Source organism: Serratia sp. UGAL515B_01, assembly GCF_033095805.1.
Classification (GTDB): domain Bacteria; phylum Pseudomonadota; class Gammaproteobacteria; order Enterobacterales; family Enterobacteriaceae; genus Chania.
Genome location: NZ_CP109901.1, coordinates 3,506,206 through 3,526,200, shown reverse-complemented (window position 1 = coordinate 3,526,200; position 19,995 = coordinate 3,506,206). Strand labels below are relative to the sequence as shown.

Sequence of the window (19,995 nt, the reverse complement as noted above, 5' to 3'; positions counted from 1 at the left end):
CACCTCGAGTTAGCAAGCGAAAGCGCGTAACTCACTGCTCTTTAACAATTTATCAGACAATCTGTGTGGGCACTCACAAGACGATATCCAGCTGCTTAGGCAGCAAAAAAATATCAAGTCTTGAAGAGTGACCAAGCAGTAATTCATGCGAATGAATTATTACGAAAGTTAATTTTCGAGCATCGCTTCACGAGTTGAAGCAAATCAAGCTTTTAATTGAAGAGTTTGATCATGGCTCAGATTGAACGCTGGCGGCAGGCCTAACACATGCAAGTCGAGCGGTAGCACAGGGGAGCTTGCTCCCTGGGTGACGAGCGGCGGACGGGTGAGTAATGTCTGGGAAACTGCCCGATGGAGGGGGATAACTACTGGAAACGGTGGCTAATACCGCATAACGTCGCAAGACCAAAGTGGGGGACCTTCGGGCCTCACACCATCGGATGTGCCCAGATGGGATTAGCTAGTAGGTGGGGTAATGGCTCACCTAGGCGACGATCCCTAGCTGGTCTGAGAGGATGACCAGCCACACTGGAACTGAGACACGGTCCAGACTCCTACGGGAGGCAGCAGTGGGGAATATTGCACAATGGGCGCAAGCCTGATGCAGCCATGCCGCGTGTGTGAAGAAGGCCTTCGGGTTGTAAAGCACTTTCAGCGAGGAGGAAGGGTTCAGTGTTAATAGCACTGTTCATTGACGTTACTCGCAGAAGAAGCACCGGCTAACTCCGTGCCAGCAGCCGCGGTAATACGGAGGGTGCAAGCGTTAATCGGAATTACTGGGCGTAAAGCGCACGCAGGCGGTTTGTTAAGTCAGATGTGAAATCCCCGAGCTTAACTTGGGAACTGCATTTGAAACTGGCAAGCTAGAGTCTTGTAGAGGGGGGTAGAATTCCAGGTGTAGCGGTGAAATGCGTAGAGATCTGGAGGAATACCGGTGGCGAAGGCGGCCCCCTGGACAAAGACTGACGCTCAGGTGCGAAAGCGTGGGGAGCAAACAGGATTAGATACCCTGGTAGTCCACGCTGTAAACGATGTCGATTTGGAGGTTGTGCCCTTGAGGCGTGGCTTCCGGAGCTAACGCGTTAAATCGACCGCCTGGGGAGTACGGCCGCAAGGTTAAAACTCAAATGAATTGACGGGGGCCCGCACAAGCGGTGGAGCATGTGGTTTAATTCGATGCAACGCGAAGAACCTTACCTACTCTTGACATCCACGGAATTTGCTAGAGATAGCTTAGTGCCTTCGGGAACCGTGAGACAGGTGCTGCATGGCTGTCGTCAGCTCGTGTTGTGAAATGTTGGGTTAAGTCCCGCAACGAGCGCAACCCTTATCCTTTGTTGCCAGCGATTCGGTCGGGAACTCAAAGGAGACTGCCGGTGATAAACCGGAGGAAGGTGGGGATGACGTCAAGTCATCATGGCCCTTACGAGTAGGGCTACACACGTGCTACAATGGCGTATACAAAGAGAAGCGACCTCGCGAGAGCAAGCGGACCTCATAAAGTACGTCGTAGTCCGGATTGGAGTCTGCAACTCGACTCCATGAAGTCGGAATCGCTAGTAATCGTAGATCAGAATGCTACGGTGAATACGTTCCCGGGCCTTGTACACACCGCCCGTCACACCATGGGAGTGGGTTGCAAAAGAAGTAGGTAGCTTAACCTTCGGGAGGGCGCTTACCACTTTGTGATTCATGACTGGGGTGAAGTCGTAACAAGGTAACCGTAGGGGAACCTGCGGTTGGATCACCTCCTTACCTAAAGATATTAGTTGAGTGCAGTGTCCACACAGATTGTCTGATGAAAAGTAACGAGCAGAAATACCTTTATAGGCTTGTAGCTCAGGTGGTTAGAGCGCACCCCTGATAAGGGTGAGGTCGGTGGTTCAAGTCCACTCAGGCCTACCAAATTTCTTCTCATGCTGCGTTATGTGCGCGGTCGTTTACGCCAGTAAACTTCCCTTCCACATGCCTTGCGTGAAAAGAAATTACATTCGCACTTCAAATCGAATGTAACTCTCCGAGTGGTACATAAAGGTCTCTGCGAGTGACTGTATGGGGCTATAGCTCAGCTGGGAGAGCGCCTGCCTTGCACGCAGGAGGTCAGCGGTTCGATCCCGCTTAGCTCCACCATACCGTCCTTGATAATACTTCAGAGTGTACTGGCAACAGTATGCTGCGAAGTATTTTGCTCTTTAACAATCTGGAACAAGCTGAAAATTGAAACCTGACAGCTGAAACTTATCTCTCCGTAGAAGTATTGAGATAAGGACTAACCTGTCAGAGAGTCTCTCAAATGTTTGCAGCACGAACGATGGAAACATCTTCGGGTTGTGAGGTTAAGTGACTAAGCGTACACGGTGGATGCCTAGGCAGTCAGAGGCGATGAAGGGCGTGCTAATCTGCGATAAGTGTCGGTAAGCTGATATGAAGCGTTACAACCGGCAATACCCGAATGGGGAAACCCAGTGCAATTCGTTGCACTATCCTGTCATGAATACATAGTGGCAGGAGGCGAACCGGGGGAACTGAAACATCTAAGTACCCCGAGGAAAAGAAATCAACCGAGATTCCCCCAGTAGCGGCGAGCGAACGGGGAACAGCCCAGAACCTGAATCAGGGTGTGTGTTAGTGGAAGCGTCTGGAAAGTCGCGCAGTAAAGGGTGATAGCCCCGTACACTAAAATGCACATTCTGTGAGTTCGATGAGTAGGGCGGGACACGTGACATCCTGTCTGAATATGGGGGGACCATCCTCCAAGGCTAAATACTCCTGACTGACCGATAGTGAACCAGTACCGTGAGGGAAAGGCGAAAAGAACCCCGGCGAGGGGAGTGAAATAGAACCTGAAACCGTGTACGTACAAGCAGTGGGAGCCTTCTTAATGGGGGTGACTGCGTACCTTTTGTATAATGGGTCAGCGACTTATATTTTGTAGCAAGGTTAACCGAATAGGGGAGCCGTAGGGAAACCGAGTCTTAACTGGGCGTCTAGTTGCAAGGTATAGACCCGAAACCCGGTGATCTAGCCATGGGCAGGTTGAAGGTTGGGTAACACTAACTGGAGGACCGAACCGACTAATGTTGAAAAATTAGCGGATGACTTGTGGCTGGGGGTGAAAGGCCAATCAAACCGGGAGATAGCTGGTTCTCCCCGAAAGCTATTTAGGTAGCGCCTCGTGAACTCATCTTCGGGGGTAGAGCACTGTTTCGGCTAGGGGGCCATCCCGGCTTACCAACCCGATGCAAACTCCGAATACCGAAGAATGTTATCACGGGAGACACACGGCGGGTGCTAACGTCCGTCGTGAAGAGGGAAACAACCCAGACCGCCAGCTAAGGTCCCAAAGTCATGGTTAAGTGGGAAACGATGTGGGAAGGCACAGACAGCCAGGATGTTGGCTTAGAAGCAGCCATCATTTAAAGAAAGCGTAATAGCTCACTGGTCGAGTCGGCCTGCGCGGAAGATGTAACGGGGCTAAACCATGCACCGAAGCTGCGGCAGCGACGCTTAGGCGTTGTTGGGTAGGGGAGCGTTCTGTAAGCCGTTGAAGGTGGACTGTGAGGTCTGCTGGAGGTATCAGAAGTGCGAATGCTGACATAAGTAACGATAAAGCGGGTGAAAAGCCCGCTCGCCGGAAGACCAAGGGTTCCTGTCCAACGTTAATCGGGGCAGGGTGAGTCGACCCCTAAGGCGAGGCTGAAAAGCGTAGTCGATGGGAAACAGGTTAATATTCCTGTACTCGGTGTTACTGCGAAGGGGGGACGAAGAAGGCTAGGCTAGCCGGGCGACGGTTGTCCCGGTTTAAGCGTGTAGGGGGTGTGACCTGGTAAATCCGGTTGCATATCAACCCTGAGGCGTGATGACGAGTCACTACGGTGGCGAAGTGGTTGATGCCCAGCTTCCAGGAAAAGCCTCTAAGCATCAGGTAACACAGAATCGTACCCCAAACCGACACAGGTGGTCAGGTAGAGAATACTCAGGCGCTTGAGAGAACTCGGGTGAAGGAACTAGGCAAAATGGTGCCGTAACTTCGGGAGAAGGCACGCTGGCACGTAGGTGAAGAGACTTGCTCTCGGAGCTGAAGCCAGTCGCAGATACCAGCTGGCTGCAACTGTTTAATAAAAACACAGCACTGTGCAAACACGAAAGTGGACGTATACGGTGTGACGCCTGCCCGGTGCTGGAAGGTTAATTGATGGGGTTAGCGGCAACGCGAAGCTCTTGATCGAAGCCCCAGTAAACGGCGGCCGTAACTATAACGGTCCTAAGGTAGCGAAATTCCTTGTCGGGTAAGTTCCGACCTGCACGAATGGCGTAATGATGGCCAGGCTGTCTCCACCCGAGACTCAGTGAAATTGAACTCGCTGTGAAGATGCAGTGTACCCGCGGCAAGACGGAAAGACCCCGTGAACCTTTACTATAGCTTGACACTGAACATTGAGCCTTGATGTGTAGGATAGGTGGGAGGCTTTGAAGTGTGGACGCCAGTCTGCATGGAGCCAACCTTGAAATACCACCCTTTAATGTTTGATGTTCTAACTCTGCCCCATAATCTGGGGTGAGGACAGTGTCTGGTGGGTAGTTTGACTGGGGCGGTCTCCTCCCAAAGAGTAACGGAGGAGCACGAAGGTTAGCTAATCACGGTCGGACATCGTGAGGTTAGTGCAAAGGCATAAGCTAGCTTGACTGCGAGAGTGACGGCTCGAGCAGGTACGAAAGTAGGTCTTAGTGATCCGGTGGTTCTGAATGGAAGGGCCATCGCTCAACGGATAAAAGGTACTCCGGGGATAACAGGCTGATACCGCCCAAGAGTTCATATCGACGGCGGTGTTTGGCACCTCGATGTCGGCTCATCACATCCTGGGGCTGAAGTAGGTCCCAAGGGTATGGCTGTTCGCCATTTAAAGTGGTACGCGAGCTGGGTTTAGAACGTCGTGAGACAGTTCGGTCCCTATCTGCCGTGGGCGTTGGAAGATTGAGAGGGGTTGCTCCTAGTACGAGAGGACCGGAGTGAACGCACCACTGGTGTTCGGGTTGTCATGCCAATGGCACTGCCCGGTAGCTAAGTGCGGAAAAGATAAGCGCTGAAAGCATCTAAGCGCGAAACTTGCCTCGAGATGAGTCTTCCCTGGGCCTTTAAGGTCCCTGAAGGAACGTTTAAGACTAAGACGTTGATAGGCTGGGTGTGTAAGTGCAGCGATGCATTGAGCTAACCAGTACTAATGATCCGTGAGGCTTAACCTTACAACACCGAAGGTGTTTTGGATTTGAGAGAAAAGAGTCGGTTTTCAGCGAAAGTTCCGGATTGGTTCTGATGGCTGCACGTGAGAAAGCGTGAGCGGTTGGGATGAAACAGAATTTGCCTGGCGGTAATAGCGCGGTGGTCCCACCTGACCCCATGCCGAACTCAGAAGTGAAACGCCGTAGCGCCGATGGTAGTGTGGGGTCTCCCCATGCGAGAGTAGGACACTGCCAGGCATCAAATTTGTGGGCTGATATGGCTCAGTTGGTAGAGCGCACCCTTGGTAAGGGTGAGGTCCCCAGTTCGACTCTGGGTATCAGCACCAGTTTACAGTGGTAATCAGAAGTTCGGCGAAAAAAATTAAAGAATTTGCTTGGCGGCAATAGCGCGGTGGTCCCACCTGACCCCATGCCGAACTCAGAAGTGAAACGCCGTAGCGCCGATGGTAGTGTGGGGTCTCCCCATGCGAGAGTAGGACACTGCCAAGCATCAATTACGCAAAAAGGCCACCCTTACAGGTGGCCTTTTTGCGTATGGGGGGTTGGTATCGTCTTATAGAATCTGAGCATTCTTGGTTATAAGTTAAACTCCACCCTCTTATTTATGAAAGATTTTCACCTTGATGCTGAATACTCGACATTAAGTTTAAAAAACGTTATCTTTGGGCATCTAGAAGTCTAAACGTATAAATGGATATGTGAGGATTAAGTAATGCCGATTCGTGTACCTGATGAACTACCTGCGGTAAATTTTTTGCGCGATGAGAATGTCTTTGTGATGACATCCTCACGAGCAAAAACACAGGAAATCAGGCCGTTAAAAGTACTCATCCTCAACCTGATGCCAAAAAAGATTGAAACCGAAAACCAGTTCTTGCGGTTACTTTCCAATTCTCCGTTGCAGATCGATATTCAACTGCTACGTATTGATTGTCGCGAATCGAAGAATACGCCAGCTGAACACCTGAATAATTTTTACTGTAACTTCGAGGACATTGAAGGTGAGAACTATGATGGTCTGATTGTAACCGGTGCCCCATTGGGTCTTATTGATTTTTGTGATATTGCTTATTGGCCGCAGATTGAACGTGTTATTGCTTGGGCTAGTAACCATGTTACATCAACGCTATTCGTCTGTTGGGCAGTGCAAGCAGCGCTGAATGTTTTATACGGTATCCCCAAAATAACGCGCGAAGTAAAGCTTTCTGGCGTTTACCAGCATCAGACACTCCAGCAGCATGCTTTACTGACCCGGGGCTTTGATGAGACTTTCCTGGCTCCTCATTCGCGTTATGCAGATTTTCCGACTGACGTTATTCGCCAATACACAGATCTGGATATTTTGGCGGAGTCAGAGCTTGCTGGAGCGTATCTTTTCGCCAGTAAGGATAAGCGCTTGGCATTTGTTACCGGACATCCAGAATACGATCCCCTGACGCTTGCAAACGAATATTGTCGCGATAAGAATGCCGGTCTCAACCCTTCCATTCCGCTCAACTACTTTCCTTACGACAATCCTCAACTTCCACCTGTAGCTTCATGGCGTAGCCATGGTCATCTGCTATTTTCTAATTGGTTGAATTACTATGTTTACCAGATCACACCGTTCGATTTGCGTCATATGAACCCCACCCTCGAGTAATTTTCCAATCTGCTCTAATGGTTGCTGCCATAGAGCACTTTAGGCTGTGTCCCTTAACTGTCTGTGGTGTTGCTGCAGTTCCAAAAGCTGTTATCAAGGCTAGGGTTGGCTTTCTGTTCAAGCCCGACAACACAGACTACGGCCTTTTGGGACGAATCCCTTAGGCTGCTGCCATTTGCGCACAAACGACTGCTAGCGGCACTCGCGTACAGCCTAATATTCCTGTCTTTTTCACTGTATTCTAAAGTTAGTAAATCACTTAAAAGACAAACACTGTCAATTTATGGAATGAGGTTCCTTGTTTTTATTACTATATTAAAGTTTTAATTTATTGATAATAATAAATTAATTATTATTTTTAATAAAAAATGGAAATCGTTTTTGATTTTTTAATTTTGTTAGCTATTCTAAAATTAAGCAGGATAAAGACTGACCAGTTTCAGGCTTTTTTACTCTGAATTGTAGTGATTTCCGATAACAATATTTCGCACTACCCGCATTGACAGTGTGAAAAGAAAGATGGAAAGGATAAAAACAATGACACAACAGGTAATAGGCAGGGAATTAAGTTTCACGCAGCGTTTCGGTGAAACTGAACGGCAGGTGCTCACGGAGGATGCAATCGAGTTCCTGACAGATCTGGTAGAAAAATTTACCCCTCAGCGTAACGAACTGCTGGCGGCACGTACTCGTTGGCAAGAAAAAATCGATCATGGTGAACTTCCTGAATTTATTTCGGAAAATGATTCCATTATTAATGGTGAATGGAAAATTCGAGGTATTCCCAATGACTTACTTGACCGCCGAGTAGAAATCACCGGTCCGGTTGAACGTAAAATGGTGATTAATGCCTTGAATGCCAATGTCAAAGTTTTCATGGCTGACTTTGAGGACTCACTGGCACCCAGTTGGGAGAAAGTCATTGAGGGACAAATCAATCTACGAGATGCGGTGAATGGCACTATCTCTTACACCAATGAGACAGGGAAAGTTTACCAACTCAAGCCCAATCCAGCCGTATTGATCGCTCGCGTACGCGGCCTCCATCTGCCAGAGAAGCACGTACAGTGGCAGGGAGATGCGATCCCCGGTGGGTTGTTCGATTTTGCTCTGTATTTCTTCCATAACTATCGTCAGTTGTTGGCAAAGGGCAGTGGCCCCTACTTCTATCTGCCGAAAACCCAGTCCTGGCAGGAGGCCGCCTGGTGGAGCGAAGTATTCAGTTTTACCGAGGATCGTTTCGAACTACCGCGTGGCACCATTAAGGCCACCGTACTGATTGAAACACTGCCCGCAGTATTCCAGATGGATGAGATCCTCTATCACCTACGCGATCATATCGTTGGGCTGAACTGTGGACGCTGGGATTATATTTTCAGCTATATCAAAACGCTGAAAAATCATAGCGACCGTGTCTTGCCGGATCGTCAGTCCGTTACCATGAACAAACCGTTTCTCAGCGCCTACTCACGACTGTTGATTAAGACCTGCCATAGGCGTGGTGCCTTTGCGATGGGCGGAATGGCCGCGTTTATCCCCAGTAAAGATGCTGAACAAAACGCAGTGGTTTTGGGAAAAGTACGCGCGGATAAAGAGTTAGAAGCGACCAATGGTCATGACGGCACGTGGGTGGCACACCCGGGACTGGCAGATACGGTGATGGAGGTCTTTAACCGTGCGCTCGGTGAGCGCCAGAATCAATTGGAAATATTGCGCGAAAATGATGCACCTATTACCGCAGCACAGTTGCTGCAACCCTGTGATGGTGAGCGCACCGAAAGCGGGATGCGTGCCAATATTCGCGTGGCGGTGCAATACATTGAAGCCTGGATCTCCGGCAACGGCTGCGTACCGATCTATGGCTTGATGGAAGATGCTGCTACCGCAGAGATTGCACGGACTTCTATTTGGCAGTGGATCCACCATGAGAAAAGTTTAAGCAATGGCCAACTGGTTACTAAAGCACGGTTTCGCCAAATGTTAAAAGAAGAAATGTGGGTTATCCGCGAGGAAGTGGGGGAAACGCGTTATCACGCGGGCCGATTCAGTGAGGCTGCACAGCTGATGGAACATATCACTACACAGGATGAATTAATCGATTTTCTGACTTTACCTGGCTATGCATTACTGGCCTGAACCGGTAAATCTGGCTTTTATGCTGGCTGAACCTAGTTAGGCCTTGCCGATAAAGTCAGAGCTTATCGGTCTGTTGAACCCTACTTCACCGAAAAGGATAAAAATATGGCTACCTCACGTACTCAACAGATCCAACAGCTGGAACAGGAATGGAAATCAGCACGCTGGAAAGGTATTACCCGGCCTTACAATGCTGAAGATGTGGTTAATTTGCGTGGTTCGGTCAATCCGGTTTGCACGCTGGCGCAGAATGGGGCAGACAAGTTGTGGGAACTGCTGCACGGCAAGTCCCGTAAAGGTTATGTCAACAGCCTTGGCGCGTTGACAGGAGGCCAGGCACTACAACAGGCGAAGGCCGGTGTAGAAGCTATTTATCTCTCCGGCTGGCAGGTAGCTGCGGATGCTAACACCGCTTCAGCTATGTACCCAGATCAGTCTCTATATCCCGTGGACTCCGTTCCCGCAGTCGTTGAGCGTATCAATAATACCTTCCGCCGGGCGGATCAAATCCAGTGGGCGAACAAAATTGAGCCAGGCAGTGAGGGTTATACCGATTACTTCTTACCTATCGTAGCGGATGCCGAAGCTGGATTTGGTGGGGTGCTGAATGCTTTTGAGTTGATGAAGGCTATGATTGAGGCTGGGGCCGCAGGTGTTCACTTTGAAGACCAACTGGCAGCGGTGAAGAAATGCGGCCATATGGGCGGTAAAGTTCTGGTGCCAACTCAGGAGGCGATTCAGAAATTAGTGGCAGCGCGGCTGGCCGCTGACGTTCTTGGCGTACCTACTTTGTTAATCGCCCGTACCGATGCCGATGCAGCGGATTTACTGACTTCCGATTGCGATCCGTACGACAGCGCTTTTGTTACTGGTGAACGCACCCCTGAAGGTTTCTTGCGTACTCATGCGGGCATCGAGCAGGCAATCAGTCGTGGTCTAGCCTACGCCCCTTACGCTGACCTGGTATGGTGTGAAACCTCCACGCCCGACCTGCAAACAGCCAAACGTTTTGCTGATGCGATCCACGCTAAATATCCAGGCAAGCTGCTGGCTTATAACTGTTCGCCGTCCTTCAACTGGAAGAAGAACCTGGACGACCAGACTATTGCACGTTTCCAGGACGAACTGTCAGCCATGGGCTATAAGTACCAATTCATTACGTTGGCTGGTATTCATAGCATGTGGTTCAACATGTTCGATCTAGCCCATGCTTACGCTCGTGGCGAAGGTATGAAGCATTATGTGGAAAAAGTGCAACAGCCAGAGTTTGCCGCAGTAGAACGTGGCTACACTTTTGCTTCGCATCAACAGGAAGTGGGGACCGGTTACTTCGACAAAGTGACCACCATTATTCAGGGAGGCGCATCTTCGGTAACGGCTCTGACGGGTTCTACTGAAGAACAACAGTTCTGATTGTTCAGGTTTGATTTCTGTGGGCTTGGCAGGCCAAGCCCTTGTGTGATCGATTTACGGCAGAGGCGAACAATGGCGGCAAAACTGGAATTATTGATCGCACAAACGATCTTGCAGGGTTTTGATGCCCAATATGGTCGCTTTCTTGAAGTCACTGCTGGAGCTCAACAACGTTTTGAGCAGGCAGACTGGCCCGCCGTTCAGTTGGCAATGAAACAGCGTATCCATCTTTATGATCATCACGTCGGCCTGGTGGTTAAACAACTGCAATGTATTACCGGACAGAAGTATTACGATGCAGATTTCCAAAATAGAGTCAAAGCCGTATATACCGAGCTTTTACCTGACTACCCGCGTTTTGAGATTGCAGAAAGCTTCTTCAATTCGGTCTACTGCCGCTTATTCCAACACCGCGATCTCACGCCGGAAAAGTTGTTCGTCTTCAGTTCTCAGCCCGAACGGCGCTTTCGCGATATTCCGCGGCCCCTAGCACGCGATGTTGTCCCTAATGGGGATTTGGCTGAGATGTTGCACAACCTGCTTACTGATTTACCGCTGCGTTTGCCCTGGGAAGACTTACCGCGCGACATTCACTATATCACCCAGACCTTATTGCAAATGTTTGATCCACAGCAATTAGCCGGAGCGACATTTCAGATCGCCAATGAATTATTTTACCGTAATAAAGCGGCGTGGCTGGTAGGCAAACTAAGGTTGGAGGAAGACATTTACCCGTTCCTGCTACCGATCCACCGCAGTGATGCTGGCGCGTTGTTTATTGATACCTGTCTGACCAGTAAAGCGGAAGCCAGCATTGTGTTTGGCTTTGCTCGCTCTTACTTTATGGTGTACGCCCCGCTGCCAGCGGCAATGGTCGAGTGGCTGCGGGAGATCCTCCCCGGTAAGACGACCGCTGAACTGTATATGGCTATTGGTTGCCAGAAACACGGTAAAACCGAATGCTATCGAGAATATCTGACCTTTATGGCGCAATCTCAAGAACAATTCATTATTGCGCCGGGCGTTAAAGGTATGGTGATGCTGGTGTTTACATTGCCCTCCTTTGATCGGGTATTCAAAGTGATCAAAGACGAATTTGCCCCGCAAAAAGAGGTGACTCAAGCGCAAGTGATGGTCTGTTACCAGTTGGTCAAGGAGCATGACCGTGTTGGGCGTATGGCCGATACACAGGAATATGAAAATTTCGTGGTTGATAAGGGGCGTATCAGTCCGGAATTGTTAGCAGAGTTGCAGCGTGAAGTACCGGAAAAACTGGAAGATCTCGGCGATCGGATCGTGATAAAGCATTTGTATATGGAACGGCGTATGACGCCATTGAATCTTTATTTAGAGCAGGCTAACGACCAGCAGTTACATGATGCCATCGAAGAGTACGGTAACGCCATTAAACAGCTGGCGGCGGCCAATATCTTCCCGGGCGATATGCTATTCAAGAACTTTGGTGTCACCCGCCATGGACGGGTGGTGTTCTATGACTATGATGAGATTTGCTATATGACCGAGGTGAATTTCCGCGAAATTCCACCGCCGCGTTATCCAGAAGATGAACTCGCCAGTGAACCTTGGTATAGCATTTCGCCTAATGACGTTTTCCCTGAAGAATTTCGTCATTTCCTGTGTGGTGATAAACGTATCCGACGTATCTTTGAGGAGATGCATAGCGACCTGTTTGATGCAAACTACTGGCGTGGACTGCAACAGCGTATCAAGGAAGGGCACATAGAAGATGTCTTTGCCTATCGCAAAAAACGACGCTTTAGCCAGCGGTTGCCTGCCGATTTTTCAGGGATGTCGCAGGCTTAAGTTATAAGGGGGTTGTGTTCTCCTCCCGTTACCGCTGAAATGGGAGGAGGACAAAACGTCAACGCACGCCGCCATATTCCAGGCTGATTTCTTTCGCCGCATGTATCACCAACGCACCCAGTTCGGTTACGCGATCGTCAGTAATACGTGATACCGGCCCGGAAATCGAGATGGCGGCAAAGGCTTCACGATGCTCGTCAAAAATACAGGCTGCTACACAGCGTAGTCCAAGGGCATGTTCTTCATCATCAAAGGAAAATCCCTGTTTGCGGATCAACGCCAATCCTTCTTTCAGGTTATGCGGTGTCAAGGTATAAGGGGTATAGGTATACATGCCTTTTTTATGTAGGAGTTTGGTGACCTGCTCATCCGGCATGCTGGCCAGAAAGGCTTTACCGGCGCCAGAGGCGTGCATTGGCAGTTTACCGCCGATCGGCGCAGACATCCGCATCAGTGCTGTACACTGGACTTGATCGATAATCACCGCCTGATCCTCGGCTTTATCCATCACTGCCAGATTGACTGTTTCACCCGACTCCTCCATCAAACGACGCAGTGTGGGGTGCACCATCGCCAGCAGGTTACGGCTTTGCAGAAAACTACTCCCAACGACAAACGCATGTGCCCCCATTGTCCATAGGCCAAGATCGCCGACCTGGCGCACGAAACCTAGCTGCTGCATGGTGGTCAGCAGGCGGTGAGTCGTGGAGTTAGGCAAACCCGCCTGCAGTGCCAGATCGGTCAATGCTATATTGCCATGCGCTTCGGCAATAAATTCCAGTAATTTTAAACCACGTGTCAGAGACTGGACCTGTCCCGTCGCTGCATTAGCAGTGAGCGTTGTACTGCGTGGCTTCTTGCCGCGTTTGGCAGGAGTTGATACGACCATGATTCACCTTCTTTTTTCCATCTTATGGAATTTATTTTCGTTTTTATAGTATGAATTGCAATACACTTATCCGCTCATCGGATCTGTTACCTGGCCAACCTGAAAAACTCTCAATACCCGCTGACAGCTTTGCCAGCATAACCTGTGCTAGGATGACTGGCTCTTCATCTTTCAAGTAATAAGCTGTTGAGCATAGGACGTTAGCGAATAATCGGGTGTGAAGGGGCTACAGTGATAAATCGAGTGGAACAACTGCGTCAGCAGTTAGCGCAGCGAATTTTCGTGTTGGATGGCGGTATGGGAACCATGATCCAGAGCTATCGGCTGGAGGAAATGGATTACCGTGGTGAACGCTTTGCAGATTGGCAAAGCGACCTGAAAGGCAATAATGACTTACTGGTGCTCACCAAGCCCGAGGTGATCACTGAAATCCATAATGGGTACCTGGCTGCGGGTGCCGACATTATTGAAACCAACACCTTCAACGCTACCACGATTGCCATGGCCGACTACCATATGGCGTCGCTGTCTGCCGAGATTAACTATCAGGCAGCAACCTTGGCCCGCGCCAGTGCCGATGAGTGGACTGCACGAACTCCCGAGAAACCCCGCTATGTTGCTGGCGTTCTGGGGCCAACTAACCGAACTGCATCTATTTCGCCAAATGTTAACGATCCTGCATTCCGTAATGTTTCTTTTGATCAACTGGTAGATGCTTACCGCGAATCAACCCGTGCATTGGTTGAAGGGGGAGTCGATCTGATCATGATCGAAACCATCTTCGACACTCTGAATGCCAAAGCCGCTGCTTTTGCGGTAGAAACCGAGTTTGAAGCACTTGGTATTACGTTGCCAATCATGATTTCCGGCACCATTACCGACGCCTCGGGGCGTACCCTTTCCGGCCAGACTACGGAAGCGTTCTACAATTCGCTGCGTCATGTTAAGCCGCTGACCTTTGGTCTTAATTGTGCTCTTGGTCCAGACGAGCTGCGCCAATACGTCGCTGAGCTGGCGCGCATCTCTGAAAGCTATGTCACTGCACACCCAAATGCCGGATTACCGAATGCGTTCGGTGAATACGATCTGGATGCTGAAGAGATGGCCAGACAGGTTGGAGAATGGGCTCAAGCGGGTTTCCTGAACATCATTGGTGGCTGTTGTGGCACGACCCCAGCGCATATTGCTGCGATGGCGAAGGCGGTTGAAGGTGTGCCACCACGTCAGCTGCCACAGTTACCTGTCGCCTGCCGCCTGGCTGGCTTGGAACCGCTGAATATTGATGCTAAGTCTTTGTTTGTTAACGTAGGGGAGCGCACCAACGTTACCGGTTCAGCGCGTTTCAAGCGGTTGATCAAAGAAGATAAGTACAATGAAGCGCTGGATGTGGCGCGCCAGCAAGTGGAAAGTGGCGCACAGATTATCGATATCAATATGGATGAGGGAATGCTCGACGCTGAAGCCGCGATGGTGCGTTTTCTTAACCTGATTGCCGGCGAACCCGATATCGCCCGCGTGCCGATCATGATCGACTCATCCAAATGGAGCGTGATCGAAAAGGGCCTAAAATGTATTCAGGGCAAAGGGATCGTTAACTCGATTTCGATGAAAGAGGGCGAAGAAGCCTTTATCCAGCATGCCAAACTGGTACGCCGCTATGGTGCTGCGGTGGTAGTGATGGCATTTGACGAAGTGGGCCAGGCAGATACCCGCGAACGCAAGTTCGAGATTTGTCGCCGTGCTTATCAAATCCTGACCGAACAGGTGGGGTTCCCGCCAGAAGACATCATTTTTGATCCGAATATTTTTGCCGTAGCGACCGGTATTGAAGAGCATAACAACTATGCTGTCGACTTTATCGAAGCCTGTGGCGACATTAAAACTCATCTGCCGCATGCCATGATCTCCGGCGGTGTATCCAATGTCTCGTTCTCTTTCCGGGGTAACGATCCGGTGCGTGAAGCAATCCACGCGGTATTCTTGTATCACGCTATTCGTAACGGTATGGACATGGGGATCGTCAACGCTGGTCAGTTGGCGATCTACGACGATTTGAGTTTAGAACTGCGTGAAGCCGTAGAAGATGTGATCCTCAACCGCCGCCAGGATGGTACAGAGCGATTACTGGTATTGGCAGAGAAATTCCGTGGTAACAAAGACAATGAAGTGGCGGTACAACAGGCTGAATGGCGGGGGTGGTCAGTTGATAAACGTCTGGAATACTCGCTGGTTAAGGGGATCACCGAGTTTATAGAATTGGATACTGAAGAGGCGCGTCAGCAGGCAGAACGTCCGATTGAAGTGATCGAAGGGCCATTGATGGCCGGTATGAACGTGGTGGGCGATCTGTTTGGTGAAGGGAAAATGTTCCTGCCACAGGTGGTGAAATCTGCTCGCGTCATGAAACAGGCTGTGGCTTATCTTGAACCTTACATTGAAGCTAGCAAGCAGAAAGGCTCAACGGCGGGGAAAATTCTGCTGGCGACGGTGAAAGGCGACGTGCATGACATCGGTAAAAATATCGTTGGCGTGGTGCTGCAATGCAATAACTACGAAATCATCGATCTGGGTGTGATGGTGCCAACCGAAAAGATCCTCAAAACTGCCCGCGAAGAGAAGGTCGATATTATCGGTCTGTCTGGTTTGATCACCCCTTCGCTGGATGAAATGGTCAACGTTGCCAAAGAGATGGAGCGTCAGGGATTTACCTTGCCGCTGCTGATTGGTGGTGCGACCACTTCTAAAGCGCATACTGCGGTGAAGATCGAGCAAAACTACAGTGGCCCAACGGTTTACGTGCAAAACGCATCGCGAACCGTTGGTGTGGTGTCTGCGCTGTTATCCGATAACCAGCGGGATGAGTTTGTTGCTCGTACGCGTAAAGAGTACGAAACCGTGCGTATCCAACATGGACGTAAAAAACCGCGTACTCCGCCGATCGGCCTGCAAAAAGCGCGGGAAAATGCTATGGCGCTGGATTGGGAAAACTACCAGCCGCCGGTGCCGAAAAAGTTGGGCGTATTCCCGGTGGAGGCCAATATTAGCACGTTGCGCCATTACATCGACTGGACCCCGTTCTTTATGACCTGGTCGCTGGCGGGCAAATATCCGCGCATTTTGGAAGATGAAGTGGTAGGGGAAGAGGCGAGACGCTTGCTCCAAGACGCTAACCAAATGCTGGATAGCCTGGCAGCCAACGGTAGTCTTAACCCACGAGGCGTCTATGGCTTATTCCCGGCTAACCGCGTTGGCGATGATGTGGAAGTCTACCCGGATGAGAGCCGCGAGGAGGTGCTGGTGGTCAGCCATCATCTCCGGCAACAAACGGAAAAAACCGACTTTCCGAACTATTGTCTGGCTGATTTTGTAGCTCCCAAGAGCAGCGGTAAAGCCGATTATTTAGGGGCTTTTGCTGTCACTGGGGGGCTGGAAGAGGATGAGCTGGCGGCGGCTTACGATGCCAAGCATGATGATTACAACAAGATCATGATCAAAGCCCTGTCCGATCGTTTGGCAGAGGCGTTTGCCGAATACCTGCATGAGCAGGTTCGTAAACTGCACTGGGGCTTTGCCGCAGATGAAAACCTCAGTAACGACGAGCTAATCCGCGAGAATTACCAAGGTATCCGCCCGGCGCCGGGCTACCCTGCTTGCCCTGAGCATACCGAGAAGGCGCAAATCTGGCATTTGCTGGACGTTAACCGCCATACTGGTATGAAACTGACGGAATCCTTTGCTATGTGGCCAGGGGCGGCGGTTTCTGGCTGGTATTTCAGCCATCCTGAGAGCAAGTATTTCGCGGTGGCTCAAATCCAGCGCGACCAAGTGGAGGATTACGCGCTGCGCAAAGGCATGAAAGTCGCTGAAGTGGAGCGCTGGTTAGCCCCGAACTTGGGATATGACGCAGATTGACGGCGATACTCACATCAAGTGCCCGTTACCAAACGGAAGCGGGCACTTGACTTGCTATCACTGTTTTTTCTGAATAGGGCGGCCGGACCAGTAACCTGCCAGCAGTGAGCCAGACAGATTGTGCCAGACTGAGAACAGCGCACCTGGTAGCGCCGCCAGTGGTGAGAAGTAGATCTTGCCCAGCGTTGCTGCCAACCCGGAGTTTTGCATCCCGACCTCGATGGCTAGTGTTCTACAGGTGGATTCATCAAACCCGAACAGCTTGCCACCCCAGTAGCCACTCAGTAATCCGATACCGTTGTGCAGGATCACCGCGATAATCACCATTAACCCCACCGAAGCGATATGGCTTTGGCTGCCCGCGACAACGGCACTGATAATGGCCACGATGCAGACCATCGACAGAGCGGGTAGATAGGGTTCGACACGTTTGACGGTTTTGGTGAAAGCGTGATGGATGATCAGACCCAGTCCGATTGGGAACACCACAATTTGCAGGATACTCAGCAGCATTCCCATGATATCAACGCTGATATTGGCATCGACATACAGACGCGTCAGTAAAGGGGTAGCAAAAACGCCAACCAACGTAGAAATGGCAGAAATAGTCACAGACAGAGCAACATCACCTTTAGACAGATAGATCATCACGTTGGAGGCGGTGCCGCTGGCTACGCTACCAACCAATACCATCCCGGCGGAGAGGTCTGGCGGCATACGAAAGAGTATCGCCAGTACCCAAGCAGCCAGCGGCATAATCAGATAATGCAAAAAAATCCCTGCCGCGACAGGCCCTGGACGTGACAACACACGTTTGAAGTCTTCCAGGCGCAACGTGACTCCCATGGCAAACATGATCAGCATCAACAGCGGGCTAATGTATGGGCTGAGGCCGGTAAACGTCGCCGGTGTGTAGTAAGCGGCAATAGAGAGCAGCACCGCCCACAGTGGGAATAAACGCGTAATTTTTGCCAACATAAATAGGTTGTCCTTAGCCAATATTGAATAGGTACGATGGGCGGTGTCGTGGGTACACCGCACTTCTATGATTGATAAAAATTTAATAAAAAGGCGCAGAGAGTCTGCGCCTGAGAGTTTAGCTGTCTGTGGCCTAATTACTCGAACAGATTATGATGCAGCGTTTGTACTACTCGCTCGGCATCGTCGCCTGGTACCAGGAAACAGAGGTTATAGCTGCTGGCACCGTAGCAAATCATGCGAATATTGAAAGGGTCCAGCACACCAAATACTTCTTTGCCCACTCCACAGGCTTGGGAAAGCTTGTTACCAATCAGAGCAACCAGTGCCAGATTCTCTTCTACTTCCACGCTGCACAACGAGGAAAGCTCGGTGAGCAGGGAGGTGGTAAGCAGACTGCCACCGGTAGTGGTGGAACCGGTAGTATCCATAGTCAATGCAACGCTGACTTCAGATGTGGTGATCAGATCCACGGAGATATTGTGGCGAGCCAGAATATTGAAAACCTCGGCCAGGAATCCGCGTGCATGCAGCATATTCAGGCTGTGCAGAGTGAGCAGCGTTTGTTTGCGGCGCAGTGCCAGTGCGCGGAACAATGGCGGGTTATCTGTGGTATTGCATACCAGCGTACCACCCGCTGCGGGTTCTTTGCTCGAACCGACAAATACCGGAATATCGCTGCGCACGGCGGGCAGCAAGGTGGCCGGGTGCAGGACTTTGGCCCCAAAAGTAGCCATTTCCGCCGCTTCTTCAAAAGCAATTTTATCGATACGTTTAGCGCTAGGCACCACGCGTGGGTCAGTGGTGTAAATGCCCGGCACGTCGGTCCAGATATCTACGCGGCTGACGCTTAAGGCTTCACCGATCAGTGCAGCAGTATAGTCGCTGCCACCACGGCCCAAAGTGGTGGTCCGGCCTTTGGGGTCGCAGCCGATAAAGCCCTGGGTAATCACCAGAGCCTCTTGCAGACGTGGTTTTAATAGTGAGTGAGCCAATTCTTTCAGCGCGGCGTTATCCGGTGCGGCTCGACCGAAATGATCATCGGTACGCATGACTTTACGAACATCAAACCATTCCGCCTTGACCTGACGCTGACGCAGCAGTTCTACAAACAGCAGCGTTGACATTAGTTCGCCGTGGCTTACCAATTCGTCTGTCAGGGCGCTAGACTTTGCCAAGGCGGCAGCTTCTGACAGCATGGTGATATTTTCCAGCATGCGCTCAATTTCATCGCGGATCACGGCTGGGTTATCGAGACGCTCAAGAATGGCGTATTGAATACGGCGGATTTCATCGATTTGATAGATCCGTTTCTCTGAGTCACAGCCTTCCGCCAGCGCCACGAGCAGGTTGGTGACACCGGCTGAAGCCGAAAGAACGACCAATCGAACAGTGGGATTGGAAAGTACGACATCGGCACTGCGATTCATAGCGTCGAAATCGGCTACACTGGTACCGCCGAATTTGGCTACAACTATCGCGTTTTGTGATGCTGCTTGATTCATGTAAAACCTCGTGTCAGGGATGCTATTTTAGATAGCATTTAATTTCCATAGCCTTGGCACAAGGGAAGAGCGGTAAACAGGGAGCAGGCGTAGAGGTTAAAACTACGATACACCCAGAAGCGCCCCACCTTGCTGACCGCCCTCTTAGGCGACCCATGGTGACAACCCAGGGGATTCAGCCCCTGTAGTCGACGCGATAATGACCGTTTCTATCGCATCTCGGCGTCGCTCCCCCTCGAGTGTCGTCATGGGATTACGGCTCCTCTGACACTGTACCTGGGCGACGCGCCTCTTCTGGCTTGCACGCATGGTTGTGCAAGTAGGCTGATAGAAATAACGGGTTTACACGCTGCTGTCAACGGGCAGAGGTTGAGGGATTTTCACTTGGTAACTGGGCAACCCATGTTCGGCGCATTCTCGGTGCGGTGTCTTCTCTGATCTTGGTGCAAAATAGA

Annotated in this window: 8 protein-coding genes, 3 tRNA genes, 4 rRNA genes and 1 riboswitch; of the genes, 12 read left to right on the top strand and 3 right to left on the bottom strand. The window is 50.7% G+C overall.

Features of this window, described 5'->3' with window-relative positions; translation table 11 throughout:
• Window positions 1–213 precede the first annotated feature (213 nt).
• From OK023_RS15865 to aceK, 11 genes are all read left to right on the top strand, one after another.
• Window positions 214–1,755: ribosomal RNA gene (locus OK023_RS15865) — 16S ribosomal RNA — on the top strand.
• A 73-nt stretch (window positions 1,756–1,828) separates the two neighbouring features.
• Window positions 1,829–1,905, top strand: a tRNA-Ile gene (locus tag OK023_RS15860).
• A gap of 149 nt (window positions 1,906–2,054) precedes the next feature.
• Window positions 2,055–2,130: transfer RNA gene (locus tag OK023_RS15855), tRNA-Ala, on the top strand.
• Window positions 2,131–2,334: 204 nt separating this feature from the next.
• A 23S ribosomal RNA gene (locus tag OK023_RS15850) occupies window positions 2,335–5,244 on the top strand.
• A gap of 118 nt (window positions 5,245–5,362) precedes the next feature.
• Window positions 5,363–5,478 (top strand): 5S ribosomal RNA (gene rrf, locus OK023_RS15845).
• Between the two features lie 13 nt (window positions 5,479–5,491).
• Window positions 5,492–5,567, top strand: a tRNA-Thr gene (locus OK023_RS15840).
• A gap of 47 nt (window positions 5,568–5,614) precedes the next feature.
• Window positions 5,615–5,730, top strand: a 5S ribosomal RNA gene (rrf, locus tag OK023_RS15835).
• The 16S, 23S and 5S rRNA genes sit together here with 3 tRNA genes alongside, the layout of an rRNA operon.
• A 223-nt stretch (window positions 5,731–5,953) precedes the next feature.
• The gene (gene metA / locus OK023_RS15830; RefSeq protein WP_317693642.1) at window positions 5,954–6,883 is read left to right on the top strand and encodes a homoserine O-acetyltransferase MetA; all 930 of its coding nucleotides are present in this window, start codon (window positions 5,954–5,956) and stop codon (window positions 6,881–6,883) included.
• A 537-nt stretch (window positions 6,884–7,420) separates the two neighbouring features.
• Window positions 7,421–9,019 carry a malate synthase A gene (gene aceB / locus OK023_RS15825; protein ID WP_317693641.1) on the top strand — a complete coding sequence of 533 codons (1,599 nt, stop codon included), beginning with the start codon at window positions 7,421–7,423 and terminating at the stop codon, window positions 9,017–9,019.
• Window positions 9,020–9,124: 105 nt separating this feature from the next.
• Window positions 9,125–10,432 (top strand): isocitrate lyase, encoded by a 1,308-nt coding sequence (aceA, locus tag OK023_RS15820; protein WP_317693640.1) that lies wholly within the window; start codon window positions 9,125–9,127, stop codon window positions 10,430–10,432.
• Between the two features lie 72 nt (window positions 10,433–10,504).
• Window positions 10,505–12,256, top strand: a complete 1,752-nt coding sequence (gene aceK / locus OK023_RS15815) for a bifunctional isocitrate dehydrogenase kinase/phosphatase (RefSeq protein ID WP_317693639.1) — start codon at window positions 10,505–10,507, stop codon at window positions 12,254–12,256.
• Between the two features lie 58 nt (window positions 12,257–12,314).
• Here the strand turns inward: aceK and iclR are convergent, their stop codons facing one another.
• Complete coding sequence (gene iclR / locus OK023_RS15810) at window positions 12,315–13,145, bottom strand: glyoxylate bypass operon transcriptional repressor IclR (protein ID WP_317693638.1); 831 nt, start codon at window positions 13,143–13,145, stop codon at window positions 12,315–12,317.
• Window positions 13,146–13,376: 231 nt separating this feature from the next.
• Between iclR and metH the strand changes: the two genes are divergently transcribed.
• Entirely contained in the window at window positions 13,377–17,057 is a 3,681-nt protein-coding gene (gene metH / locus OK023_RS15805) for a methionine synthase (RefSeq protein WP_317693637.1), read from the top strand.
• Window positions 17,058–17,114: 57 nt separating this feature from the next.
• Here metH and panS read toward each other — a convergent pair whose 3' ends face one another.
• Window positions 17,115–18,035 carry a ketopantoate/pantoate/pantothenate transporter PanS gene (gene panS, locus OK023_RS15800; protein ID WP_317693636.1) on the bottom strand — a complete coding sequence of 307 codons (921 nt, stop codon included), beginning with the start codon at window positions 18,033–18,035 and terminating at the stop codon, window positions 17,115–17,117.
• 137 nt (window positions 18,036–18,172) lie between these two features.
• Entirely contained in the window at window positions 18,173–19,540 is a 1,368-nt protein-coding gene (gene lysC / locus OK023_RS15795) for a lysine-sensitive aspartokinase 3 (protein ID WP_317693635.1), read from the bottom strand.
• Between the two features lie 109 nt (window positions 19,541–19,649).
• A riboswitch (Lysine riboswitch) is annotated at window positions 19,650–19,842 on the bottom strand.
• Window positions 19,843–19,995 lie beyond the last annotated feature (153 nt).